Origin of the sequence: Marivibrio sp., from assembly GCF_040218065.1 — a bacterium.
GTDB lineage: Bacteria > Pseudomonadota > Alphaproteobacteria > UBA8366 > Aestuariispiraceae > Marivibrio.
The window spans coordinates 576,762-601,166 of sequence record NZ_JAVJQE010000013.1; the positions used below are offsets into that span (position 1 = coordinate 576,762).

Consider the following 24,405-nt stretch of genomic DNA (forward strand, 5'->3'; position numbering starts at 1 on the left):
GCTACTTCGCCGCCGGAATCGCGCCCGCCTCCCGCAACAACCGCCACGCGACGCTCACCAGCGCGCCGTCGAAGCGGTGGCCGCCGTCATGCCGGCAGAAGGCGAGAAGCCGTCCCTCGGGGCCGACGGAGCGTGCGCACTCGAGGCCGTCGACCGTCCGGCCTTCGACCGGCGCGAATCCGCCGTGACGACGATAGAGGGCGAGCGCTTCAGGAACCCGGCCCTGTCGCGCCGGCCCGATCGCCCGGCCGTCGAGAGGGACGACGTCGTCCGACGTCCCGTGGATATGGACGAGCGAGGCGGGCGGCGCCGGGCAACTCGCGGGAACCGGGGCCCAGAAGGTTCCGCTGATCGGCGCGAAGCCCGCGGCGAGATCGCTGCGCCGGCAGGCGAGCTCCCAGATCAGCATGCCGCCGGCCGAAAAACCGGTCGCCATGACGCGACCGCGATCGACCCCGAAGCGCTTCGCGGCGTCCTGCAGGACGGCCTCCATATAGGCGATCTCGCCGTCCAGATCGGCCGGCCGGCCGGCGCGCAACGCGCCCGGACCGTTCGGCAGCGACCAAGCGTCCCCGCGCGCCTGGAGCGCGATCAAGGCGACGCCGAGGGCCGCGGCGGCGTCGCGCAGGCTTCGATTACGCATCGCGCCGGCGGCGGTCCCCTTGTACCCGTGGGCGTGGACGATCGCCCCCAAGGCCGGCGCCGGGCGGTCCGGCAGGGCGATCCGATAGGCTCGATCGCCGACGACGCAGTCGCTCTGCGGGCCGCAGGCGGCGGCGGAGGGCGGGACCGCAAATGCGATGAACGCCGCCGCCAGAAGCGCGCCCGCGAGCCTCACCGCCCCTCCCTCAGCCCTTTGACGAAGTCGCTGAGGCCGGTCTGTCGGCGCCGGCGCAGCCGCTCGGAGGTGAGGATCGCGCGCACCTGGCCGAGACTGTCCGGCAGCGAGCGGTTCACGATCACCCAGTCATACTCGTAATAGTGGCTCATCTCGTCCGCGGCCTTGGCCATGCGCTGGGCGACGACGTCGGCCGGATCCTGGGCGCGGGTCTTGAGCCGGCGTTCGAGCTCCGCGGTCGAGGGCGGCAGGATGAAGACCCGCACCAGATCGTCGGAGGCGTGCTCGGCCAGTTGCTGCGTGCCCTGCCAGTCGATGTCGAACAACACGTCGCGTCCGCGCGCCAGCGCCTCCATGACCGGCGCCTTCGGCGTGCCGTAGTAGTTGCCGAAGACCTTGGCGTGCTCCAGCAGCTCGCCGCGATTGACCATCAGATTGAACTCGGTCGCGTCGACGAAATGATAGTCGGTCCCGTCCACCTCGCCCGGCCGGCGCGGGCGGGTGGTGACGGAGATCGACATGTCGATCTCACCGTCGCTGTCCAAGATCTGCCGTGAAATGGTCGACTTGCCCGCCCCCGAGGGGGAGGAGAGCACAAGCATCAAGCCGCGGCGTTTGATGCGGAAAGGATCGTGCGCGCCGTCCTGCGCGGGCTGCGACATCGCCATCCTGACCTCCCCCTGGCAACGCCCTCCGACCGGGAGGGACCGATCACTCGACGTTTTGTACCTGCTCGCGCAACTGGTCGATGACGGCTTTGAGGTCTAGCCCGATTCGGGTGAGCGCCAAGGCCGAGGACTTTGAGGCGAGCGTGTTGGCCTCGCGGTTGAATTCCTGGCAGAGGAAATCGAATCGGCGCCCGACCGCGGCCCCTTCCGCGATCAGGGCGCGCGCCGCCTCGATATGGCCGCGCAGGCGGTCCAGCTCCTCGCGCACGTCGGCCTTAACGGCGAGCGCAGCCGCCTCCTGCGCAATGCGCTCCGGCTCGAGGCCGCCGCGACCGTCGGTCAAATCCTCGATCTGGCGGGCCAGGCGCTCGCGGATCGCGGCCGGCTGCGCGTCGGCGCAGGCCGCCGCAGCCTCCACGAGGCGCTCGATCTCGGCGAGTTGGCCCTCGATCACCGTCCGGATGCGTGCGCCCTCCTCGGCCCGCGCCGCCGCCAACGCGTCGAGCGCCTCCTCCAGGGCGGCGGCCAGCGCCTCGGCCCGCGCGTCGGCCTCGAGCGCTTCGCTCGCCGCCTCCTCCGCCGGCTCCACCACGCCGCGAACCTGCAGCAGGCGGTCGAGCCGCGGGCTCTCCCCAGCCGCTTCGCAGCGCGCGATCAGCGTCTGCAAGAGCGCTTCGTTGACGGCCAGCCGGCCCGCCGCCTGTCGCGTTCGAAGCTCCAGCGTCAGGCTGACATTGCCGCGCTTGAAGCGCTTGGGCGTGGCGGCCCGGGCGATCGGGTCCAGCCGATCCCAGCCGGACGGCAGACGCACGCGGACGTCCAGGCCTTTACCGTTGACGCTGCGCGCCTCCCAAACCCACTGGGCGCGGTCGTCCTCGCCGCTCACGCGGGCGAAGCCGGTCATGCTGGCGAGACTCATCGCACTCTCCTTCGGGGCGAACCGTCGATCGGGGGCTTGTTTACCCGGCCCGTCCGCGGGCGCCAAGCCGTTGCGCCCAGGCCGAACCCGCCGCATTCTGCGCCCTATGTCCAGGCGATCCCCCCGACACATCCTGATCACCGGCGCCTCCAGCGGACTGGGCGCGGCGCTGGCGCAGGCCTACGCGGCGCCGGGCGTGCGCCTCGGCCTCGCCGCGCGCCGGATCGATCGATTGGAGGCGCTCGCAGTCGAGTGCCGCGCGCAAGGCGCGGAGGTCGCGGTCCAGGCGCTGGACGTCACGGACAAGGCGGCCGCTCGCGCCTGGGTCGAGGGCGCCGCCGAGGTCGCGCCGATCGATCTGCTGATCGCCAACGCGGGCGTCTCAGCCGGAACCGGCGCCGGCGGCGAGACCGAAGAGCAGGCGCGCGACGTCTTCGCGGTCAATCTGGCGGGCGTGCTGAACGTCGTGCATCCGGCGATCGACGTCCTGCGACCGCGCAAGGCGGGGCAGATCGCGCTCGTCAGTTCCATCGCCGGTTATCGCGGCATGCCGGGGGCGCCGGCCTATTCCGCCTCGAAGGCGGCGGTGATGGCCTACGGCGAGGCGTTGCGCGGCGATTTAGCCTCCGACGGCGTCGCGGTCAGCGTCATCTGCCCCGGCTTCGTGAAGACCCCGATGACGGCGGTGAACGACTTCCCCATGCCGTTCTTGATGGAGGCGGCGCGCGCGGCGGCGATCATACGCCGAGGCCTGGCGCGCGACTCGGCGCTCATCACCTTCCCCTTTCCGATGCGCCTCGCCGCCTGGTGGATGCGGGTGCTGCCCTCGGGCCTAGTGACGCGGCTGCTGGCCAACGGACCCAAGAAGAGGTGAGGCCTCAGGGACCGCAGGAACTCGGCGGCGGCTCGTTCGCCAGCAGATAGCGCGCGGCGATCGACGGGCGTTCGCCCGGGGTCAGCGTCACCTCGACGGCGTCCAGCAGGCCGCCGCCGACCGCGCCGCCCGCCGTCTCCCAGCGGTCGCCCGGCCCGTTCAGGCGCCAGAAATTCTCCGCCCCGTCGATCGGTCGGTCGAGACAGTGATCGTCTGTGTCCCCGTGGATCGCAAGCACGAGGCCGTCGAAGACCGACGCCTTGGCCTTCAGGACGTCGCGCAGCCAGGCGTGGCCGTCGCACGCCTCGCGGCTGAGCGCGGTGCAGCGCGCGCCCTGGCGTTTGAAGATGTCGGCCTGGAACACCAGCACGACGAAATCGGCGTCCGCCGCCGCGGCCTCGTCGAACGCGGCGGCGAGCCAGACCTCATTGGCCGCGTCGCGGGCGTCGACCTGCGCCAGCGCGGCCCGCTTGTCGTCGCGCAGGATCTGGTGGCGCCCGTTGTTGGTGCCGACGACGTGCAGGCTGGCGACGATCGCCGGGCCGGCGCGGAAGCGCGCGTTCTCCGGATAAAGCGGCTGGCGCGACGGCTTCAGGGCGGCGCCCGCCTCCTCCTGCCGGTAGGCGAGCGCGCGCAGACGGTCCAGCCGCTCCAGTTCCGACATCGGCTGGGCCAGGCCGTCGCGATCGCAATCCGTCCAATCATTGTCGCCCGGCGTGAAGATCGTGCGGCCGGGCTGGATCGCGCGAATTTGCGCCAGACGCTCGGCCAGCAGGGCGTCCGTGCAACTAGCCGAGCCGCCCTTGAGGTCGCCGTAGTGCAGCGTGAAGGCGGGCTGCGCCGCTTTGACGGCCGGGATGATCTGACGAACGAGAACGCGTCCTTGAGAATCGTCGACGACGCTGCCCCCGTCCTCCGACCAGCCGAGATAGGGCATGTCGCCCAACGCCGCGAAGCGCAGCGGTTGATCCGGCGCGCCGATCGCATCCGCCGCCCCGGCCGGGCCGGCGGCGATCAGAAACAGCGCGGCGGCGGCCCCCGCCCCGGCTGTGCGCCGCCATATCGCCCGTGCGCCCCGCATCATCGATTCCATCCTCGCCTCGCTCCTTCGCCAGGAGAGCGGTACGTACGCGTACGCCCCGCCTCAGCGTGACGATAGCACGGACGGATTGTCGGTTCGATTACGCGGTTTCTTTTTTCTCCGGCTGAGCGGCCTGCGCTTCCAGTCGCGTCTCAGACTTGGTGCGCCCGCCGACCTCCGAATCCGAGACGTAGAGATAGTCCCGGGTCATCGGCAGGACGTCGTTGCGTTTTGCGAGCTGGATTTGAAAGTTGACCATGCTGTCGTAGCGAAAGCTCATCTCCGAACCGGCCAAATAGAACTCCCACATCCGACAGAACCGTTCGTCGTAGATCTCTTTGGCGCGCTCCCAGTTCTCCAGAAAGCGCAGGCGCCAATTCTTCAGCGTCTCGGCGTAGTGCAGGCGAAGGATCTCGATGTCCGTGACGAAGAGACCTTCCCGCTCAATCGGCTTGGCCACTTCCGACAGCGCCGGAATGTACCCGCCCGGGAAGATGTACTTCCGGATGAAGGGGCTGGTTATGCCCGGCCGCTCGTTACGGCCGATGGTGTGGATAAGCGCGACGCCGTCGTCCTGCAGGAGATCGCGCACCGCCCGGAAATATTCACGATAGTGCGGCGCGCCGACATGTTCGAACATGCCCACCGATACGATGCGGTCGAACCGGCCCTGCAGATCGCGATAGTCCATCAACTCGAACGTCACCCGGTGGTCCACGCCCGCCTTCTTGGCTCGGGCGCGCGCAACCTCCAACTGTTCGGTCGAAAGCGTGACGCCCAACACCTCGACGTCCGCCCGCTCGGCGATGGTCAGCGCCATGCCGCCCCAGCCGCAGCCGATGTCGAGGACCCGGTGGCCGGGCTGAAGCATGAGCTTGCGGGCGATGTGGCGCTTCTTGGCGGTCTGCGCCTCTTCGAGCGTCATGTCCGGCCGGGCGAAATAGGCGCAGGAGTACTGGCGGTCGGCGTCCAAAAACAGCTCGTAAAGCTCCCCGGACAGATCGTAGTGGTGCGCCACATTCTTGCGCGAGCGGCGGGCCGGATTGAGCTGGTGGTAGGTGCGCAAGAGAAAACCGAGAGCGCGGCTGAAGCCGGTCGGAATCGCGTCGCGCCGACCGTCGACGACGTTGCGCCCGACCAATTCGAGGAAATCCCAGACCCGCCCGTTCTCGAACGCGATCTTGCCTTCCATATACGCTTCGCCGAGCTTCGGGTCGGGGTCGAACGCGATCTGCCGCGCGACCGCGGGATCTTTAATGACCAGGGTGAGGGGCGGGCCGTCCGCGGCCGCCTCGGCGTCGCCGTAGCTGCGCCGGGTCCCGTCGGCTTCGACCAGGTCGAGCCGGCCTTGTTTGATGAGCTTGCCCAGGATCGTATCCAACAGCATGGCGCCAACCCCTTCTTCGCGCGCCCTTAGGACGGCGGCCGAGGCCGGCGCAGCCGATTCTGCGACGCGGCCCGACGCGGTCGTCGGGCGTTATGAGCCTTCCCTCCCCTTTTCCTTATCTGGGTATGTTAACCCGAGAGTACAGCCCAGGGTCAATTCTTCCCGCGCGGCGCCGCTCTGCGGGCCGCTCTCACTCCCGCCCGTCGCGGATGCGCCGCCAGCGCGCGACGTTGCGGTTGTGCTCCTCGAGCGTCCGGGCGAAGGCGTGGCCGCCGGTGCCGTCGGCGACGAAATAGAGGGCGTCCGTCTCCGCGGGATTGAGCGCCGCCTGCAGCGACTGGCGCCCCGGATTGGCGATCGGACCCGGCGGCAGGCCGGCGTTCTGATAGGTGTTGTAGGGGTGCTCCACCTTCCAGTCGGCGCGGGTCAGCGCCCGATCGAGCGGCCCCGCGCCTTCTGTCAGCGCGTAAATCACCGTCGGATCCGACTGCAGGCGCATGCCGCGCGCCAACCGATTGACGAAAACCCCGCCGACCTTGGCGCGCTCGGCCCCGACGCCGGTTTCCTTCTCGATGATCGAGGCGAGGATCACCGCCTCGCGCTTGGTCTCGAAGGGCAGGTCGGGCGCACGGCTCTCCCACAGCGCGTCCACCGCCTCCTCCATCGCCGCCTGCATTCGCCGGATCATCTCCCCGCGCGAAACGCCGCGTTCATAATGGTAGGTCTCCGGCAACAGCGTCCCTTCCGCCGGGATCTCCGCGACCTCTCCGGTCAAGGCGTCCGTCTGCGCCAGCAGGTCGACGATCTGGCGGCTGGTCAGGCCTTCGGGGATGGTGACGAAGCGGTCGACGGTCTCCCCGACCGTCAGCTTGGCCAGCACCTGTTGCGGGGAGACGCCCGGCTCGAAACCGTATTCGCCGGCCTTTAGCGTGTCGTGCAGGCCGGTCAGCTTCGCCGCCGCCATGAAGACCTCCGGGCGCGCGATCACGCCCTCGTCCGCCAGCGTGCGCGCGATCATGCGCAGCCCGGCCCCCGACGGCACGACGACGATGCGCTCCTCGGCCAGCGGCCCTGGGGACTGGTAGTGGGTCCATCCCCAATAGCCGATCCCGCCGATGACGGCGGCGGCCAGCAGCACGCTTAGGATCAAGGCGACCTCGATCCGGCGCACGATCCGCTGGACGCGGGTTCGCCCTTTGAGATCCACCCGCTCGGGCGGCGCGTCATAGGGGTCGGGGGAGCCGCTCGGGTCGCTCATGCTTCGGCCTCGGGCGCGCGGGCGCGCCGGGTCATCCGGCGGCCGCCGTTACGGTTTCGGCCCGAAGATAACAGAGGCGTTGGTCCCGCCAAAGCCGAACGAGTTGCTGAGCGCATAATCAATCTTGCGCTCCTGGGCCTCGTGCGCGACGAGGTTTATGTCGCAACTGTCCGAGGGGTTGTCGAGGTTGAGCGTCGGCGGCGCCACGCCGTTCTCGATCGCCTTGACGGAGAAGATCGCCTCCACCGCGCCGGCGGCGCCCAGAAGATGCCCGATCGCGGACTTGGTCGACGACATCGCGATCGAGTAGGCGTGATCGCCGAACAGGCGCTTGACCGCGCCCAGTTCGATCTCATCGCCGAGCGGCGTAGAGGTGCCGTGCGCGTTGACGTAGTCGATCTTGTCGACCGGGACGCCGGCGTTGCGGAAGGCGCCCTCCATCGCGCGGAAGCCGCCGCTGCCGTCTTCGGCCGGCGCCGTCATGTGATAGGCGTCGCCGGACAGGCCGTAGCCCAGAACCTCCGCGTAGATCTTGGCGCCGCGCTTCTTCGCGTGCTCGTACTCCTCCAGCATCAACACGCCCGCGCCTTCGCCCATCACGAAGCCGTCGCGGTCCTTGTCCCACGGGCGCGACGCCTTCTCAGGCGTCTCGTTGAAGCCGGTGGACAGCGCGCGCGCCGCCGCGAAGCCGGCCAACCCGATACGGCAGACCGCCGCCTCCGTGCCGCCGGCCAACATGGCGTCGGCGTCTCCGAAGGCGATCAGGCGCGCGGCGTCGCCGACGGCGTGCGTGCCGGTCGCGCAGGCCGTGACCACCGCATGGTTGGGGCCGCGATATCCGTATTTGATGGAGATGTAGCCCGAGGCGAGATTGATCAGGTTCGCCGGGATGAAGAAGGGGCTCAGGCGCCGCGGCCCCTTCTCGGCCAGGGTCAACGTCCCCTCGGAAATCCCGGGCAGGCCGCCGATGCCGGAGCCGATCATCACGCCGGTGCGGTTCTGGCCCTCCTCGTCTTGAGGCGTCCAGCCGCTGTCTTCAACCGCCTGTATCGCCGCCGCCATCGCGTAACTGATGAAGACGTCCATCTTGCGCTGGTCTTTTTTGTCCACCCACTCATCGAGCGTGAACTTGCCCTCTTCCTTGGGACCCAGCGGGATCATGCCGGCGACCTTCGCCGGCAGGTCGGAGACGTCGAAACTCTCGATGCGGGAGACGCCCGAACGCCCCGCGATCAGTTCCGACCAGACGTGGTCCACCCCGACGCCGAGCGGCGAGACGATGCCGAGCCCGGTCACGACGACGCGTCTCATGACAACCAACCCTCCAACGACGGCGTTTTTGTTCTGTCCGTCGATCGTTTGCGCCGCGCCGGCGGCCGCCGGAACGACCCGCGGGCGACGCGCTGACCGCGCGGGCGCGTCAGCCCGTCGCGGAAAAGGCGCGACCGCCGGATCCCGGCGGTCGACGCGAAGCGGTGACGCGGCCGAGGCGGGCGGCGCGCGTCCGACGAAGTCGGCCGCGCCGCCCTCAGAGCCGCGTCAGCTCGCGTTCTTCTCGATGAAGTCGATCGCGTCCTTGACGGTCATGATCTTCTCCGCGGCGTCGTCCGGGATCTCGCAGCCGAACTCTTCCTCGAAAGCCATGACGAGTTCGACCGTGTCCAGGCTGTCGGCGCCGAGGTCGTCGATGAAGCTGGCCTCGTCCTTAACCTTGTCCTCTTCGACCCCGAGGTGCTCGACGACGATTTTCTTCACTCGATCCGCAACGTCGCTCATTTCTTCTGATTCCTTCGCTGTAACTCGTTTCCAACGCTGGCTCATCTCGTCCGCGAACCCTACGGCTCGTCGGACGCGCGAATATGCGAACGTTTGGCGCCGATGCAAGACCGACCCGTCTATCGCTCGCGGGTGTTTCGCCCCCCCATGGGCTTCGACGGTGGGGAAAAGGCGGGTCCCTCTAACACACTTCACAGACAAGGGCCATACCGATGCGCGGCTATTTTCGCCCTGCGGCGCGCGCCCGTACGCGGTCCGTTTTTGCACCCGCACGCGCCTTTGAAACCGCTCTTACGCTGCGCCGATTCCGGCCGCGCTGGCAACGCCCTGCGGGCCGATGCGCGCGTCTCAAATCATCGCCATGCCGCCGTTGATGTGCAAGGTCTGGCCGGTGACGTAGGCCGCCTCCTCGGAGGCGAGATAGACCACGCCCGCCGCGATGTCCTCCGGCGCGCCCATGCGCCCGGCCGGAATGTTGGCGATCAGCTTTTCGTGCTGATCCTCGTTCAACGCGTCGGTCATCGCCGTGCGGATGAAGCCGGGCGCGATGCAATTCACGGTGATGTTGCGGCTCGCGACCTCCTGGGCCAGCGACTTGGACATGCCGATCATCCCCGCCTTCGAGGCGGCGTAATTCATCTGGCCGGGATTGCCGGTGACCCCGACAATCGAGGCGATGCCGACGATGCGGCCGTATTTTCGCTTCATCATGCCGCGCAGCACCGCGCGCGACAGACGGAAGGCGGCGGTCAGGTTGACCGCCATGACTTGCTCCCACTCCTCGTCCTTCATGCGCATGGCCAGGTTGTCGCGGGTGAGCCCGGCGTTGTTGACCAAGATGTCCAGGCCGCCCATCGCCTCCTCCGCCTGCTTCGGCAGGGCGGCGACCGCGTCCGCGTCAGAAAGGTTGGCGGGGGTGACATGCGCGCGATCGCCGAGTTCTTCTTGCAGCGCCTCCAGCGGCTCCGTGCGCGTGCCGCTCAGCGCGACGGCGGCGCCCTGCGCGTGCAGCGCCCGGGCGATCGCCGCGCCCAGCCCGCCGGACGCCCCGGTGACGAGGGCGCTCTTGCCGGTCAGATCGAACATGGTTCTGCTCCTTAGCTATGCGAGGGCGACGGGCTCAGACCGCCTTCAGGAAGGCTTCCAGATCGCCCGGCGTATTGATCGCGCTGGCGGACAGGTCTCGATCGATGCGCTTGGCCAGGCCGGACAGCACCTTGCCGGCGCCCAGCTCCACCAGCGTCTCGACGCCCTCCCGCTTCATCGTCAACACGCTTTCGCGCCACCGCACGCGGCCGCAGACCTGCTCCACCAGGAGCGTGCGAATGGCGGCGGGATCGACGACGGGGCGCGCGCTGACGTTCGCGATGAGCGGAACCGCCGGCGGCAGGATGTCGGTCTCGGCCAGCGCCGCCGCCATCTCGTCCGCGGCCGGGGCCATCAGGTCGCAATGGAACGGGGCGGAGACGTTGAGCAGCATCGCGCGCTTGGCGCCCTTCTCCTTGGCGATCTCGACCGCCTTCTCGACCGCCTCGCGCGCGCCGGAAAGCACCACCTGGCCCGGCGCATTGTCGTTCGCGGCGGCGCAGACGGCGCCGCCCGTCGCCTCGGAGGCCTGAACGGCGGCCGCTTCCGCCTCCTCAAGGTCAAGGCCGAGCACGGCCGCCATCGCGCCGTCGCCCACGGGCACGGCCTTCTGCATCGCCCGACCGCGCAGCTTCAACAGCCGCGCCGTGTCCGCGACCGGGATCGAGCGCGCGGCGCAAAGCGCGGAATATTCGCCGAGACTGTGGCCGGCCACGAAGCCGCACAGGTCGCCGAGCGGGCGAGCGCCTTCGGCCTCAAGCGCGCGGACCGCGGCGAGGCTGACGGCCATCAACGCGGGCTGCGTGTTTTCGGTCAGCGTGAGTTCGTCCTCCGGCCCCTCGCGCATGAGGCGGGAGAGCGCTTGGCCCAGGGCCTCGTCGACCTCCTCAAAAACCTCGCGGGCGGCGGGGAAGGCTTCGGCCAACTCTCGGCCCATGCCGACGGCCTGTGAGCCCTGTCCGGGAAAGACGAATGCGCGCATGGCGGTCACTCCACCCCTAGAAACGGCGCGCCGTGCGCGCTCTTCTTGACGGTGGGGCAGTGATTACGGCGGGGAGCGGCCGTGTCAAGCCGCCGCAGGAGCGCTCGCGCCCGAGGGCGTCGCGTCAGAGCGCGTTCGCCGGCGCCTTGAGGACCGCCGAGCGCACCCAGCCGTCCTGCGCGACATATTGCGGGAACTCGTCCCAATAGCCTTCGAACCAGCCGACCTGCCCGTGCACGTACCGGCCGGCGCGCATTTGCAGCAACACCTTGCGCGCCGAAAAGGTCTCGCCGTCGCGGAAGCAGAGATACCAGACGCCGACGCCCTCGAAATCGAAGGCCACGTCGAGCGCGATGGCCGAACCGTCGGCCGGGCGCTCGGCCAACTGATAGTCCTGCGGCTCGTCGGGCGATTCGGGATCGTAGAGGGCGAAGACCACCAGGTCGGCCGACCGCGCGAGGCGCGCCAGCTCCTTCGCGATCAGATCCTCCATCATCGCCTTCAGCGCGGTGGGGTCTTGCGGCATCACCGTTCTCCAAATTCTGCTTGCGTCACGAAGGTCAGGCGATTCGCCAAAAGCCGCAAGAACTTATTTATAGCTGTTATTTACGAATACGAATTTTTACGGCGTTTCATTGTGTTTTTTTCGACCGCTTCAGGATTCCTTTTTACAGAACGCTTGTGCGTTACTCAATTCGCCGACTCTTCGCCGTAAACCCGAATCGCCCGTCTCCCATTCGCGCTGCATCCTCGAGGCGACGCCCGTAAAGTCCTGGCCGGCCGGTAGGGCCCCTGGGACTTGAGGATGCGGGTCGATGCAGAAACGTGAGACGCGCGCGCCGTCGGTGGGCGCGGCGGCGGAGGAGTTCTTGACCCATTGCCGGGTCGCCAAGGGGTTGTCCGGTCACACCTTGCGGGCCTACACGATCGATTTGGAGGCGTTTCAAGGGTTCGTCGGCGGCGATCTCGCGGTCGACGCGGTCGGCCGGGGCGAGTTGCGCGCCTATCTCGCGCATCTCAGCGAGGAGCGGGGCTTGAAGCCGGCGTCGGTGAAACGCCGGATCGCCTGCCTAAAAGCCTTCTTCCGCTGGTTGGAGATGGAGGAGGCGCTGGAGATCTCGCCCTTCCATCGCCTCGACCTGCGCATTCGCCTGCCCAAGCGCCTGCCGCGCGGCTTGAGCCGCTCGGAGATGCGCGCCCTGCAGGCGGCGGCGCGGCGGCCTCTGGCTTTGGGCAAGGATTGGCGGGAGGCGTCGGCGGAGAACGGCCCCTCGCTGCGCGTCCAGCTGCAGACCGCCGGCTGCTTCGAGCGGCCGGGCGCCTTCGACCGGCTGACAACGCTCCTGGCGGTCGAATTGCTCTACGCCACCGGCCTGCGGGTGACGGAACTTTGCACGCTCTCCGACCTCGACATCGACCAGGGTCGGCGCGGCCCGGTGTTGCGGGTCAAGGGCAAGGGAGATCGGGAGCGCCGCGCGCCGCTGCCTGACCCGGGCCTCGCGCGGCTGCTCAAACTCTACCGCCAGGCGCGCGACGGGCTGATCGAGCCCAGCGCCGCCGCCGATCCCGTCGCCCCGCCGCTCCTCGTCGCGCGTCGCGGCGGCCCGCTCACCCCGCAAAGCGTCCGCGCGCGCCTCAAGCGCCTGACCCAATCGGCCCGCCTCGCGCGGCCCGTCACTCCCCACATGCTCCGCCACACGGCCGCGACCCACCTGCTGGAAGCCGGCCTAGACCTGCGCTTCGTCCAACGCCTGCTCGGCCACGGCTCGGTCGCCACGACCGAGATCTACACCAGCGTCTCCGACGAAAGCCTTGAACGCGCGATGGGGAGAAAGGGGGTGCGATAACTGGGAATTACCAAATGAAAGACTCAGACGCGAGAGAACGTGTCCTCAGCGTCATGAAGCGCACCTATTTCATCGGTCTGTCACTCGCTCCAGCATTCAGGGCCCTTGGAGAGTTTGCCGACGAGCAACTGGCTCCATCGCTTCTTCCTCCGTCCGCTTCGCTTCCCGCGCCTGGCTTGGTCGGCGTGGTGGAAGGCTTTGAACGACACGGCTCTCGGAGCCCGGCGCGCTTCAAACAGGCCGCGCAAGAGCTGCGACGGAAAGGCGCGTTGTGCAGTTTCTGGCCCTGCGTGGAAGCCGACGCCTTCGCGCATATCGGATGCAAGGTGCTGTCGGCGCCGTCCGAGCTTTTCCAAAAGCTCGACAACAAATTTTCGCAAATACAAGTCCTCGAAGACGCGGGAGATGATACGTTGAAGCGGCATTTCGCCGGCCGATGCGACGTCTTCGAACCAGAAGTGGTTCCCAATACACCGGCGCGCCTCCTTGAAGCGATCGGTCGGCGCGGAGCGTGCGTGGCGACAAGCCTTTTCTCGGTCGGCGGGTATGGCGTCCATCTTCTCACGTCGGCGACAGGTCCAAACTTCGTGAAGAATTGGCCAAGCGGACCATTCGTCCGACTTGAGACGTACCGCCCGATGATATCGGCCACTCAACTAGCCGTTTGCTTTACAAACGCGGTCGTTCCGTTCGAACCGCAGATACAGTATGTCGTCGAATATGAAGGCCGTCTTCGATACGCCGGTGCGACGTCTTGGAGCCCTCGGCTTTCGAAGAGCGCTTGTTCAGAAATGAATTCGCTTATGCATTCTGTGGGAGCCGCCTTGCAAGGCCTCGGATACCGCGGCGCGTTCGGTTGCGATTTTGTAATCGATCCTGTGGATCATCGGGTCTTTTTCATGGAACTCAACGCCAGGTTTGTCGGCGAAACGCATTTTCTATCCCTTTGCGCCGCGCACTCGTGTCTTGCAGGTCGGACGATCGCCGACAGGATTATGCTCGACCCGATTTTCCTGCATGTTTGGTCGCATCAGTTCGCCGATCCGCCTGAGGTTGCAATGGATTTGGCCTCCCCCGCCGCCAGGGGGGCCGTCGGGTTCGATCTGGCGCGTGACGGCCCCGCTTACACGACGCTGCTTCTCGTGCGAAATCTTCCCACGTTGTTTGGCGCAAAAGGCGACGCAACGGATGCGGGGCCATCGATGCTGTTACTAGACGCCGACCCCGCGGAGACTCTGGTCGCTCCAGTTAGGTTCCCCTCTCCCTATGCGGAGGCGACAGGGCTGTCGCGATTCTAGCCGGAAGCGCTAAGTGCGACTCGCTTCCGCTCAAAAAGTCCGCCGCTGATGCACGCCGCGCCTCAATAGCTAGCGATACGGGCTGCGAAATGGCGTGACTCATATCTTCGGCCCACCGCACGCAGAAGCTTGCGCCGTCCGCGATCTCGACGTCGCTCAATCTCTGGCCGCCTTCGCGTGCGCTGATGATCTCCCCCACAGCCCGAACGATGTTTTCCACCGCGCCGCCAGCGTCAAAGCCGATCTGCGCTTTCGAGAGCGAACGTCCATTGAACTCGAACTCTATTTGGACGCCAAGAACCAGCAAGCTGGCGATGAATGTAGCCAAAACCCATCTGCTCTTCAGCACAAGGAATAGCCTGGAGGATCCTGATGTTATCGCCTCGACGGTTATAAGATCCCGATAGGATGCGGATTCCAAAAGCTCGCGAACTTTCGATGAGGCCGTTATGTGCGAGGGTCCGCGAATGGAGACCATGACACGATATTTTTCCGTAAGCACGGTAGGCGCGACCTCGGCGAGCACCGCTTGAGCCGATCGCAGATAGTCAGGATGCCCCTGTTTGCCGGAAGCGATAATTGAAATCCTCTGCGCCGCCGCACGGACGATTGAATGATCGAGCCTTTCGTTGAGCGCCAGCGTTTGCAGGGCGAGCGCCAGATCGAACGCCTCCTCGGATGCGTTAGCCTCCTTGGGCAATTTACTGTTGAACAGAGCTGCTATGTCGGACGAGGCGACGTCAAGCTCCTGAACTGAGATCGCGCGCTCACCTCTCCGGCTCGCATGGGACGCCAGTAGGATAGCGTTGACGCGCTCGATTAGGCGCGAGCCGACCAAACTACGCCGCAAGTATTCGGACACCCCTGCGTGCAGATCTCCCCAATCGGCATCCTTCACGACGGCGTCAGCGCGAAGCCTAAGGAGATCCAACGTTTCTGGCAGGAGGGCGTTGGCGCAGGCTGCAAGGCCCAAAAGTTTTGAGACCGACGCTTCAATTCGGTCTATTTTCGAGCTCTCGAAAACAACGCCCCGGAAGGACGCGCTGAACAGATTTACCTTGGCGAACCGACAGGATTTGAAGCGCGCCTCCTCCAGGGCGCACTGCCGCATGTACAAGGCGCTGAATTTGGCGTCCCTCACGACGAGCCGCTTTAACGCGACGTCGTCGAGTAAACACCGCGAGATCAAAGCACCGTTAAAGTCCAGGACGGCGCCGTCAAAATTGCACGCCTGAATGCGCGCGCCCCATCTTTTGGTGGTCCGTTGTAAACTGCAGCGTTCAAACAGCGTTCTCGAAAAATTGCTGTGCGCGGCGGCCATTCTGGAGAAGCTGCAATTAAGAAATTGCGCGCCACCTAGATCGCATGAAACGAATTCAACCAAATTAAAAGTACAGTTTAAGAAAATAATTCCGTATAAGTCGGTATTTTGAAAGACACAATTATAAAATGAGAGCGATCTTACAACGCCCCCATGACTGAGGTTATCGTGATCAATGTGCCGATTCTGTACAACTTTCTGTACTTCCCCACGATTAGGCATGGTAATTCCCAGTTATCTATATGAGTTTTCTACTTTATGGCGTTTTATCAGCTATCGCAATCATACGGCGATCATCTCTCCGCCCCAAATCGATCGTGCGCATTCGGACGGTTGCTTTTTGGGGTCTTTCCCACTACAAGCACGCCGCTCGGCGTCAGTCGGGCGTTTCCATAGCTCCTTGCCGACGGAAAAGTTCCGCCGGCTAGAGCCGTGCGGCGGAGGGTCCCGTCCCTTTCGGGGGGACGGAGGTCGACAACCGCGGCGGCTCGGGACCAGCCGAAGGGAGTGGCGATATGCCGAATTACGAGGTCGTGCTGATCGCACGACAGGATGTGTCTGCGACCACGGTCGAGACCATCACCGACGAGATCAAGTCCCAGATCACCGAGGAGGGCGGAACCATCGCCCGGCAGGAATACTGGGGCCTGCGCAATCTCGCCTACCGCATCAAGAAGAACCGCAAGGGGCATTACGTGCTCCTCAACATCTCGGCCAAGCCGGAGACGGTGCATGAGGTCGAGCGCAAGATGCGCCTGCATGACGACATCCTGCGCCACATGACGACCCGCACCGAGGATCTGCCGGAAGAGCCGTCGATCGTGATGCAGCGCCGCGAGGAGCGCGGGCGCGGCGACCGGGGCGATCGCGGAGACCGCGGCCCCCGTGGCGACCGTGGGGGCGACCGTGGGGGCGACCGCGGCGATCGCGGTCCGCGCGGCGGCGACCGCGGCGACCGCGGCGACCGCGCCGAGCGCAGCTGAACACGACGCCCGAGAGCTTGAAGGAGAGACCGACATGGCCACCCGTCCCGCCCCGCGGCGCCCCTTTTTCCGCCGCAAGAAGACCTGCCCCTTTTCCGGCCCCAACGCGCCGGAGATCGACTACAAGGACGTGAAGACGCTGCAGCGCTTCGTGTCCGAGCGCGGCAAGATCGTGCCCTCGCGCATCACCGCCGTCAGCGCCAAGAAGCAGCGCCTGCTGGCCCGCGCCATCAAGCGCGCGCGCTTCATCGGCCTGCTGCCGTACACCATCAGCTAAGGAGGATCGAAGCATGAGCGTTCAAGTCATCCTCCTCGAGCGGATCGAAAAGCTCGGCCAGATGGGCGACGTGGTCGCCGTCAAGCCGGGCTTCGCCCGCAACTTCCTGCTGCCCCAGGGCAAGGCGGTGCGCGCCAGCGAGACCGCGCTGAAGGAATTCGAGGCCAAGCGCGCCCAGCTCGAGGCCGAAAATCTCGAGAAGAAGCAGGAGGCCGAGCGCGTCGCCTCCGATCTGGAAGGCCTGCAGGTCGTCCTGATTCGGGCGGCGTCCGAGACCGGCCAGCTCTACGGATCGGTCACCGCGCGCGACATCGCCAATGCGGTCACCGAGGCCGGCGTCACCATCTCACGCACCCAGGTGCTGATGGAGAAGCCGGTGAAGACGCTCGGCGTCTTCGACTTCCGCATCAAGCTGCACCCGGAGATCATCGTCACGATCGAGATCAACGTCGCGCAGTCGCAGGAAGAGGCCGAGGCCCAGGCCGAGCGCGTAGCGCGCGGAGAGGACGCGGTCGTCACCGAGGCCGAGCAGGCCGCCCGCGAGATGGCCGAGGAGGCCGAGGCCCAGGCGGCCGCGATCGCCCAGGCCGCGGCCGACATGGCGAGCGGCGAAAACGCCGAGGCCCTGAAGGAAGCCGCCGAAGAGGCGAAAGCCGAAGCGGAGGAGATCGTCGAAGAGGTCCGCGAGGCCGCCGGCGAAGAGCTTCCCAACGACGACGAGAGCGAGGAGGAGAACAAGGGCTAACCCCCTCTCCTTCTTGGTCGCGATGAAAGGCGCGCGCGGGTCCGGGAGGCTCGCGCGCGTTTTTCCTTTTGCCGCCTCGTCCACAGAAGACCGCACGCGCTGTCGTCGGCCCGACCTGATCCGGGCCAACCGCAGGCCGGGCGTCGCTCAGACTCCGGTCGTCCCGGCTCTGCGGCCGGGCCGGCGGGTGAGAACGCACGCGGGGGCGCAACCGACCCCGGGATTGAAGCGCCCGATATCCTCTCTATTCACAGCCGGCGTTCGCATTTGTTCACCTAACGCCGCCGGTCCGACTCGCCTATAACCGATGCATGAGCAATCCTCCCGCCCCCACCGCCTCCGACGAGCCGCGGCTCGACAACGTCACCCCCTTGCGCGACGGCGGCGAGGGGGAGGCGCGCGCCGTCTCGCTGCGCCAGCCGCCGCACAATATCGAGGTGGAGCAGGCGCTGCTCGGCGCCATTCTGCGCAACAACCGCGCCTACGAAGCCGCGGGCGACCTGTTGGAGGCGCGGCACTTCTACGCCCCCGAGCATCAGCGCCTCTTTCAATACATCCGCACCATCGTCGACCGCGCGCAGGTCGCGAACGCCGCCTCGCTCGGCCACATCGTGGACGAGGACGAGTTGCTGAAAGGCGTCGGCGGGCGGGAGTATCTCTATCAACTCGACGCCGGGCTGGTGACCATCATCAACGCCCGGCAGTACGCCGAGACGGTGCGCGACCTCTTCATCAAACGCGAGCTGATCGGGCTCGGCGAGGACGTCGTCAACGACGCCTACGACAGTTCCGACCTGGACTTCACCGCCGAAAAGCAGATCGAAAAGGCGGAGCAGCGGCTCTACGACCTCGCCGTCTCGGGCGAGGCGGACCGCACCGTGGTGGCCATCGGCCGGGCGGCGGGCGAAGCGGTCGCCGCCGTCGAAAAGGCGATGCAGCGCGAAGGCCACGTCGTCGGCGTCACCACCGGCTTTCGCGACGTCGACAACATGTTGGGCGGCCTGCACCCGTCGGATCTGCTGATCCTGGCCGGGCGGCCGGCGATGGGGAAGACCGCGCTCGCCACCAACATCGCCTTCAACGCGGCCCACGCCTACAAGAAGATCGAGACGGACGACGGCCAGGAGATCGAGGAAGGCGGCCACGTCCTCTTCTTCTCGCTCGAGATGTCGTCGGAACAGCTGGCGGCGCGCATCATGGCCGAGCGCGCCCGGGTCAGCTCCGACAAGATGCGCCGCGGCGAGATCGGGAATGAGGAGTTCGACCGTGTGGCCGCGGCCGCGGAAGAACTCTCGCGCCTGCCGCTATACATCGACGACACGCCGGCCCTTTCCATCACCGGCCTGCGTCAGCGCGCGCGCCGGGTGAAGCGGCAGCACGGGCTGCATCTGATCGTGGTCGACTATCTGCAGCTCCTGCAGCCGCCCGCCGACAAGCGGGTCGAGGGCCGCGTCAACGAGGTCTCGGAGATCACGCGCGGGCTGAAGACGCTGGCGAAGGAGCTGGACGTGCCGGTGCTCGCCCTCTCCCAGCTCTCGCGCCAGGTGGAGAATCGCGAAGACAAGCGCCCGCAGCTGGCCGACTTGCGCGAATCCGGCTCGATCGAGCAGGACGCGGACGTCGTCACCTTCATCTACCGGCCGGAATACTATTTGGAGAAAGAGCATCCCGAGCAGCGCGGCAACGAGACGCCGGAGAAGTATCAGGAGCGGGTCGAGCGCCACAACCAGCGCCTGGCCGAGGCCCGCAACATCGCCGAGGTGATCATCGCCAAGCAGCGCCACGGCCCCGTCGGCACTGTCGAGCTGCAGTTCACCGGCGAGTTCACCGTCTTCTCCGACCTCGACCGGCATCACGACGGGGATATGTATTGAGGCGGGCGTCGTCCGTCGTCGGACGACGCCCCCGCGACGGCGGGGCCTTCGTCATCATCGCACGGGCGTCGGAGCCCGCTTAGAGGGGGTCCCCGCCGTCGCGGGGACTCCGTGAGGGTGAGGTCGGGGCCGACCCCTATTCCCCCCGCCGCTTGCGCTCCGCTTCGTCCCAGGCGGTCAGCGCCTGATAGTCCGGGACGAAGCCGAGGCCCTTCGAGGCGTCGGAAGAGACGGCCTCTCGCGAGGTGACGACGTCGACGACGGCGGGCGCGTTCTGCAGCGCGCGGCCGATCGCGCCGGGCAGGTCGGCCGGATCTTCCACCCGCTCGCCATGCGCGCCCAGCGCGCGGGCCATGGCGGCGTAATCGGCGTTGCCCAGCGTGGTGCCGACGACGCGGCCGCCGTAATTGTATTCCTGATCGAAACGCTCGATGTTCCAGGCGGCGTTGTTGGAGACGATGAAGACCGCCTTCGCCCCGTGGCGGACGGCCGTGTCGACCTCCATCGCGTTGATCCCGAAGGCGCCGTCGCCGTTGACCGAGATCACCTGCCGGCCCGGATAGGCGAGCGCGGCGGCGACCGCGAAGGGCGTGCCGACGCCCAAGCAGCCGAAGGCGCCGGCGTCCATATAGGTGCGCGCCGTCAGCCCAACCCGCGCGAAGCTCAGCAGGTCCCCGCCGTCGGCGATCGCGATATGGTCGGGATCGACGAGGGCGTTCAGCGCCTCGAAGATCGCCATCGGGTGGATCTTGCCGTCGGGGCCGGTCTTAGGCGCAGCCTGGTCTCGGCCTTTCTCGACCCGCTCGCGATGCTTGGCGCTAAGGCCGTCGCGCCAATCCCGGTCGCGCGCGCCGACGTCGTTCCCCAGCGCAGCCGTGATCGCGTCCAGCGCGCTCGGCACATGCGCCAGGATCTCCGGATCGCCGCGGCGGTTGTCGATCAATTCGCCCGTCGTGTCGGCGATGCGCAGAAAGCGCGCTTCGCCGAAGACGGCCGGCGACCCGTAGGCGAGCTGATAGTCGAGCTTGCGCCCCAGCGTGATCACCAGATCCGCCTGAGCCATCGCCGCCGCGCGCACGGCGCCGACGACGGACGGGTGATCGGGATCCAACAGCCCGCGGCTTTCCTGGGTGTCGAGATAGAGCGCTTCCGTCGCCTCGAGGAAGCGAGCGAGCGCGTCCCGGGCCCCGCGCGCGCCGCGCCCGCTGATCACCAGCGGGCGTTTGGCGCCGCGGATCGCGTCGGCCGCCGCCTCGATCGCCGCCGGATCGGGGGCGATGCGGCGCGGCGGCTTGGCCCGCATCCAATCGTCGAGGACGAGCTGCGACGGCACGGGCGCGCGCAGCACGTCGGTCGGAAATTCGATATAGCTCGGCCCCGGCTCGCCCAGATCGCCTTGCGCCCGCGCGATCGCCTCGTCGAGTTCGCGCAAGGTCTGTTCGGGCACGCGGGCCGTGCGGGCGTAGCGCGAAACCGGCGCCAAGATGTCGACATGCGGGATGTCCTGCAGCGGTCCCATATTGGCCTGCGGGCGCGAGGTGCAGCCGCCGATCAGCAGCACCGGCGCGCGCGCCAGCGAGGCGTTGGCGATCGCCGTCACCGTGTTGGTGACGCCGGGCCCCGCCGTCACCATCGCGACGCCCAACGCGCCGGTCAGCTCCGCATGCGCGTGCGCCATGTGGACGGCCGCGCGTTCGTCGCGGACGTCGACAATGCGGACGCCGAGCCGCGCGGCGTGATCCCAGATCGGCTGGATATGCCCGCCCTGCAGACCGAAGATGCGGTCGACGCCGCGGGCCTTCAGGCTTTTCGCGATCCAGGCGGCGGCGCTGGTCTCATCGGCGTTCAGGTCTTGTCTCGGGATGTCGGCGCTCATCAACTCTCTCCTTCTGCGCCGCCGTCGGCCTTGTCGGCCAACAGCGCGCGCAACTCGCGGTGCAGGATCTTGCCGGTCGCGTTGCGGGGCATCTCGTCCGGCTTGAGGAAGACGACGCCGCGCGGGCGCTTGTAGCCGGCCAGCTTGTCGCGCGCCCACTCGATCAGACTCGCCTCGTCGAGGCTCTCCCCCGACCGCAGCACGACCGCGGCGCAGACCGTCTCGCCCCATTTCGGGTCGGGTCGGCCGATCACGGCGACGTCGCGCACGGCCGGGTGATCGCCCAACACGCCCTCGACCTCGGAGGGATAGATGTTCTCCCCGCCGGAGATGATCAGGTTCTTCTTGCGGTCGATCAGCTGGATGTAGCCGTCTTCGTCGCGCCGGGCGACGTCGCCGACGCTGACATAGTCGCCGCGCATCGCTTCCGCGGTCTTCTCGGGCAGCTTCCAATAGCCGTCGAAACTGTAGGGGCTGCAGGAGAAGAGCTCCCCCGGCTCGCCGTCCGGCACTTCGTTTCCGTCGTCGTCGAGCAGCAGGATCGGCGCGGAGCCCGTGACCTCGCGCCCCACCGTGCCGAGCTTCTCGAACTGTTCGTGCGGGTGGAGCATGGTGGCCCAGCCCTGTTCGGTCGAGCCGTAGAGCTCGTAGAGGCCGGAGTTCGGGAACATCTCCATCACCGCGCGCTTGGTGTCGGCGCGCGCCGGCGCGGAGGAGATCATCAGCTTCTCCACCCGCCCGAAGTCGCCGCGGCGATCGGCCGCCGGCGCGTCCAGCATCATGGCGAAGTGGGTCGGCGTAAGCGAGGTGAACGTGGCCCCGGTCTCCGCGAAGGTCCGAAGCGCGAGCGAGGCGTCGAAGCTCTTGCGCGAGAAGATCGTCACCGTCGCGCCGATCATCGCGAAGCTGGTGAAGAAGTTGAGCGAATTGGCGTGATGCATCGGCATGACCAGGAGCGCGTCGTCCTCGCGCTTCAGCGAGAGTTCGACCTGCGTCATCAGGGCCAGCATCGCCATGCCGCGATGGCCGCGGATCACGCCCTTCGGCTTTCCCGTGGTGCCAGAGGTGTACATGAGGCACCAAGGGGCGTCGCAATCGACGGGCGCGCTCGGCGCGTCGGGGCGCGCCGCCTCGATCAGCGCCTCATAGTCGCGCCAGCCGGAAGCCGTCGGACCGTCGCCGATCTGCAGAAACCGGTCCGCGGGAAGCGCCAGGCGATCGCGCAGGGCGTCTACCGTCGCCAGCAGCGCGTCCTCGACGATCACGGCGGCGGTCCCGGAATCCTCCAGGATGTAGAGCGCCTCCTCCGGCGTCAGGCGGAAGTTGATCGGCGTCACGACCAGCCCGGCCTTGGCGGCGGCGGCGTAGATCTCCGCCCACTCCACCCGGTTGTAGGCCAGCGCCGCGACGCGGTCGCCCGCCTGGAGGCCGAGGCCGAGCAGGCCGTTCGCCAGACGGCGCGCGCGCTCGTCCCACTGTCGGAAGGTCATCGCGCGCTCCAGATCGCGCGCGCCGATGCGCTCGGGCTGGAGGCGCGCCTGGGCGGTCAACATCTGGCCGAGGGTCAGCGGCGCCGGGCTCATGACGCACGCGCCCCGTCGTCGTCCTCCGCCTGGGCCAGGCGGAAGGCGGCGACCAGTTTCTCGGCCGCGTTTTCAATGTGACCGACGGCGCGCGCCTCCGCCTCGGCCGCGTCGCCGGCGACGACGGGCGCCAGGATCCCGGCGTGTTGGGTCCAAATGTCCTCCGGCGTCTCGGCGCAGCGCAGCACCTCGCCCATCACCCGGCGCAGGAAGCGCCAATGCGGCTCGGCCGTCTTGGCCAGAAGCGGATTGCCCGACATCTCGTAAAGCAGGGCGTGAAAGGCCTCGTCCTGGCGGATCTGTTCGGCCGTGTCGCCGGCGCCCACCGCGGCCGCGCCGGCGTCCAGGATGGCGCGACCCCGCCCCTCGATCGCTCGGGCGACATCGGCGCGGGCGGCCGCGCGCCGGGCCGCCCCGCGCGCCGCAAGCCCGTCCAGACTGGCGCGGATCTCGTAATGCGCGCGCATCCGCTCCAGATCCAGCGGCGCGACGCGCAGCCCCCGGCCGCCGCCTTCCTCGACCATCCCGTCGGCTTTCAGCAACGCCATCGCCTGCTGCACCGGCTGGCGCGAGACCCCGAGCCGCCGGGCGATCTGCTCCTGCACCAGATGCGCGCCGGCCGGCAGCGCGCCGCGGCAGATCTCGTCCAGCAGCGCTTGATAAACCTGATCGGTCAGCCCGGGGCTGGTTCGGATGACGGACATCGCGCGCCTCCAGTTCGCATTCTGAATTCAGAATTCAATATTCCGATTGACGCGCCCCGTCAACAGGCCTCATAACGGGGCCGCTGCAAGACGCAGAGGCAAAGAGACGCGAAGGAGACTCCGACCATGCTCGACCTGGGCAATCGCAAATCGATCTATCAGCCGGAACAGCAGGGGCTGAAATTCCCGGAGGAACCGGCCTTCGAGAGCCCGGCCGAGGAGCGGCTTGATCGCAAGCGCCGCCTGGTCGCGGCCTGCCGCGCCTTCGCCAAGCACGGCCTGGACTACGGCTTCGCCGGCCACCTGACGATCCGCGATCCGGAGCGCCCGGAGCTTTACTGGACGAACCCTATGGCGGTTCATTTCGCGGATGTGACGCTCTCCAGCCTGATCCTGGTCGATCACGACGGCAAGGTGGTCGAAGGCGACTACGCGGTGAACCGCGCCGGCTTCGTGCTGCATGCGGCCGTGCATGAGGAGCATCCGGACATCCTGGCCATGTGCCACGCGCACACGGTCTACGGCACGGCCTTCGCGTCGCTCGCCAAGCCGCTCCTCCCGATGACGCAGGATCATTGCGCTTTCTTCGAGGATCACGTCGTGATCGCCGCCGAGGGCGGAAAGGTCGCGGTCGAGAACTTGGCCGGCACGGACGTCTCGAAGGCCTTCAAGGGCGTGAAGGCGGCGATCCACCAGAACCACGGCCTGCTGACCGCCAGCCGGCACAGCATCGACGCCGCCGCCTTCTGGTTCATGGCGCTGGAACGCTGCTGTCAGCAGCAGCTCGCGGTCGAGGCGACCGGCGCCGAGCCGACGCTGGTCCCCGACGACAAGGCCCGCTACAGCCGCGAGCATGTGGGCAGCGAGTATATCGGCTGGCTGCACTTCCAGCCGATCTATGACAATCTCTGCCGCCGCGAGCCGGAGATGTTTCTCTGACGCTCCCGCCCCGGGGGCGCCCGTCTTCATCTGCCCTGGGGCGTCCCCGCGAAGGCGGGGACCTCTCTCGGCCGGCTCAAATGTCGAAG

General features: G+C 67.5%; 22 protein-coding genes and 1 pseudogene. 8 read left to right on the forward strand and 15 right to left on the reverse strand.

Features of this window, described 5'->3' with window-relative positions:
• Position 1: 1 nt before the first annotated feature.
• Genes RIB45_RS14575 through RIB45_RS14585 form a run of 3 tightly spaced genes read right to left on the reverse strand, consistent with a single transcriptional unit; the run spans position 2 to position 2,425 of the window.
• Entirely contained in the window at positions 2–838 is an 837-nt protein-coding gene (locus RIB45_RS14575) for a CE1 family esterase (RefSeq protein ID WP_350051113.1), read from the reverse strand.
• The gene (gene gmk / locus RIB45_RS14580; protein WP_350051404.1) at positions 835–1,500 is read right to left on the reverse strand and encodes a guanylate kinase; all 666 of its coding nucleotides are present in this window, start codon (positions 1,498–1,500) and stop codon (positions 835–837) included. The genes RIB45_RS14575 and gmk overlap by 4 nt, the downstream gene beginning before the upstream one ends.
• A 49-nt stretch (positions 1,501–1,549) precedes the next feature.
• Positions 1,550–2,425, reverse strand: coding sequence for a YicC/YloC family endoribonuclease (locus RIB45_RS14585; protein WP_350051114.1), 876 nt, complete (start codon positions 2,423–2,425; stop codon positions 1,550–1,552).
• Positions 2,426–2,531: 106 nt separating this feature from the next.
• Here RIB45_RS14585 and RIB45_RS14590 point away from each other — a divergent pair, with 106 nt between their 5' ends.
• Positions 2,532–3,299 carry an SDR family NAD(P)-dependent oxidoreductase gene (locus RIB45_RS14590; RefSeq protein WP_350051115.1) on the forward strand — a complete coding sequence of 256 codons (768 nt, stop codon included), beginning with the start codon at positions 2,532–2,534 and terminating at the stop codon, positions 3,297–3,299.
• Positions 3,300–3,303: 4 nt separating this feature from the next.
• On the opposite strand, the gene RIB45_RS14595 is transcribed toward RIB45_RS14590, so the two are convergent.
• From RIB45_RS14595 to RIB45_RS14630, 8 genes are all read right to left on the reverse strand, one after another.
• Positions 3,304–4,392: a hypothetical protein gene (locus RIB45_RS14595; RefSeq protein WP_350051116.1), complete on the reverse strand. Its 1,089-nt coding sequence runs from the start codon at positions 4,390–4,392 to the stop codon at positions 3,304–3,306.
• Between the two features lie 88 nt (positions 4,393–4,480).
• Positions 4,481–5,767, reverse strand: a complete 1,287-nt coding sequence (locus RIB45_RS14600) for a class I SAM-dependent methyltransferase (protein WP_350051117.1) — start codon at positions 5,765–5,767, stop codon at positions 4,481–4,483.
• A 190-nt stretch (positions 5,768–5,957) separates the two neighbouring features.
• Positions 5,958–7,025 (reverse strand): endolytic transglycosylase MltG, encoded by a 1,068-nt coding sequence (mltG, locus tag RIB45_RS14605; RefSeq protein WP_350051118.1) that lies wholly within the window; start codon positions 7,023–7,025, stop codon positions 5,958–5,960.
• A 48-nt stretch (positions 7,026–7,073) separates the two neighbouring features.
• Positions 7,074–8,336 carry a beta-ketoacyl-ACP synthase II gene (fabF, locus tag RIB45_RS14610; RefSeq protein ID WP_350051119.1) on the reverse strand — a complete coding sequence of 421 codons (1,263 nt, stop codon included), beginning with the start codon at positions 8,334–8,336 and terminating at the stop codon, positions 7,074–7,076.
• 228 nt (positions 8,337–8,564) lie between these two features.
• Complete coding sequence (locus RIB45_RS14615; protein WP_350051120.1) at positions 8,565–8,801, reverse strand: acyl carrier protein; 237 nt, start codon at positions 8,799–8,801, stop codon at positions 8,565–8,567.
• Between the two features lie 348 nt (positions 8,802–9,149).
• Positions 9,150–9,887, reverse strand: a complete 738-nt coding sequence (fabG, locus tag RIB45_RS14620) for a 3-oxoacyl-[acyl-carrier-protein] reductase (protein ID WP_350051122.1) — start codon at positions 9,885–9,887, stop codon at positions 9,150–9,152.
• A 34-nt stretch (positions 9,888–9,921) separates the two neighbouring features.
• Complete coding sequence (gene fabD / locus RIB45_RS14625) at positions 9,922–10,869, reverse strand: ACP S-malonyltransferase (RefSeq protein ID WP_350051123.1); 948 nt, start codon at positions 10,867–10,869, stop codon at positions 9,922–9,924.
• A 124-nt stretch (positions 10,870–10,993) separates the two neighbouring features.
• Positions 10,994–11,395 carry a hypothetical protein gene (locus tag RIB45_RS14630; protein ID WP_350051124.1) on the reverse strand — a complete coding sequence of 134 codons (402 nt, stop codon included), beginning with the start codon at positions 11,393–11,395 and terminating at the stop codon, positions 10,994–10,996.
• Positions 11,396–11,684: 289 nt separating this feature from the next.
• On the opposite strand from RIB45_RS14630, the gene RIB45_RS14635 reads away from it, so the two are divergent.
• The gene (locus RIB45_RS14635; RefSeq protein WP_350051125.1) at positions 11,685–12,716 is read left to right on the forward strand and encodes a tyrosine-type recombinase/integrase; all 1,032 of its coding nucleotides are present in this window, start codon (positions 11,685–11,687) and stop codon (positions 12,714–12,716) included.
• 53 nt (positions 12,717–12,769) lie between these two features.
• Positions 12,770–14,014: a hypothetical protein gene (locus RIB45_RS14640; protein ID WP_350051126.1), complete on the forward strand. Its 1,245-nt coding sequence runs from the start codon at positions 12,770–12,772 to the stop codon at positions 14,012–14,014.
• Here RIB45_RS14640 and RIB45_RS14645 read toward each other — a convergent pair.
• Positions 13,965–15,335 carry a pentapeptide repeat-containing protein gene (locus RIB45_RS14645; protein ID WP_502882572.1) on the reverse strand — a complete coding sequence of 457 codons (1,371 nt, stop codon included), beginning with the start codon at positions 15,333–15,335 and terminating at the stop codon, positions 13,965–13,967. The two genes, RIB45_RS14640 and RIB45_RS14645, sit on opposite strands and share 50 nt — an antisense overlap.
• Positions 15,336–15,850: 515 nt before the next feature.
• Between RIB45_RS14645 and rpsF the strand changes: the two genes are divergently transcribed.
• The 4 genes and pseudogenes from rpsF to RIB45_RS14665 all read left to right on the forward strand — a co-directional run bounded on the left by rpsF (position 15,851) and on the right by RIB45_RS14665 (position 19,214).
• Positions 15,851–16,318, forward strand: a complete 468-nt coding sequence (gene rpsF, locus RIB45_RS14650) for a 30S ribosomal protein S6 (RefSeq protein ID WP_350051128.1) — start codon at positions 15,851–15,853, stop codon at positions 16,316–16,318.
• A 34-nt stretch (positions 16,319–16,352) separates the two neighbouring features.
• A complete protein-coding gene (gene rpsR / locus RIB45_RS14655) occupies positions 16,353–16,595 on the forward strand; it encodes a 30S ribosomal protein S18 (RefSeq protein WP_350051129.1) in 243 nt (80 codons plus the stop codon).
• 13 nt (positions 16,596–16,608) lie between these two features.
• A pseudogene (gene rplI, locus RIB45_RS14660) lies at positions 16,609–17,169 on the forward strand (50S ribosomal protein L9); the annotation flags it as partial.
• 482 nt (positions 17,170–17,651) lie between these two features.
• On the forward strand, positions 17,652–19,214 hold the full coding sequence (locus RIB45_RS14665; protein WP_350051130.1) for a replicative DNA helicase: 1,563 nt from the start codon (positions 17,652–17,654) through the stop codon (positions 19,212–19,214).
• A gap of 136 nt (positions 19,215–19,350) precedes the next feature.
• Here RIB45_RS14665 and RIB45_RS14670 read toward each other — a convergent pair whose 3' ends face one another.
• From RIB45_RS14670 to RIB45_RS14680, 3 genes are read right to left on the reverse strand one after another with little or no spacing between them, the layout of a single operon-like run.
• Positions 19,351–21,090: a 2-hydroxyacyl-CoA lyase gene (locus tag RIB45_RS14670; protein WP_350051131.1), complete on the reverse strand. Its 1,740-nt coding sequence runs from the start codon at positions 21,088–21,090 to the stop codon at positions 19,351–19,353.
• On the reverse strand, positions 21,090–22,673 hold the full coding sequence (locus tag RIB45_RS14675; protein WP_350051132.1) for a class I adenylate-forming enzyme family protein: 1,584 nt from the start codon (positions 22,671–22,673) through the stop codon (positions 21,090–21,092). The genes RIB45_RS14670 and RIB45_RS14675 overlap by 1 nt, the downstream gene beginning before the upstream one ends.
• Complete coding sequence (locus RIB45_RS14680) at positions 22,670–23,377, reverse strand: GntR family transcriptional regulator (RefSeq protein WP_350051133.1); 708 nt, start codon at positions 23,375–23,377, stop codon at positions 22,670–22,672. Before RIB45_RS14680 ends, RIB45_RS14675 begins: the two co-directional genes overlap by 4 nt.
• Positions 23,378–23,503: 126 nt before the next feature.
• Here RIB45_RS14680 and RIB45_RS14685 point away from each other — a divergent pair, with 126 nt between their 5' ends.
• Complete coding sequence (locus tag RIB45_RS14685) at positions 23,504–24,316, forward strand: class II aldolase/adducin family protein (protein ID WP_350051135.1); 813 nt, start codon at positions 23,504–23,506, stop codon at positions 24,314–24,316.
• The last annotated feature ends 89 nt before the right edge of the window (positions 24,317–24,405 follow it).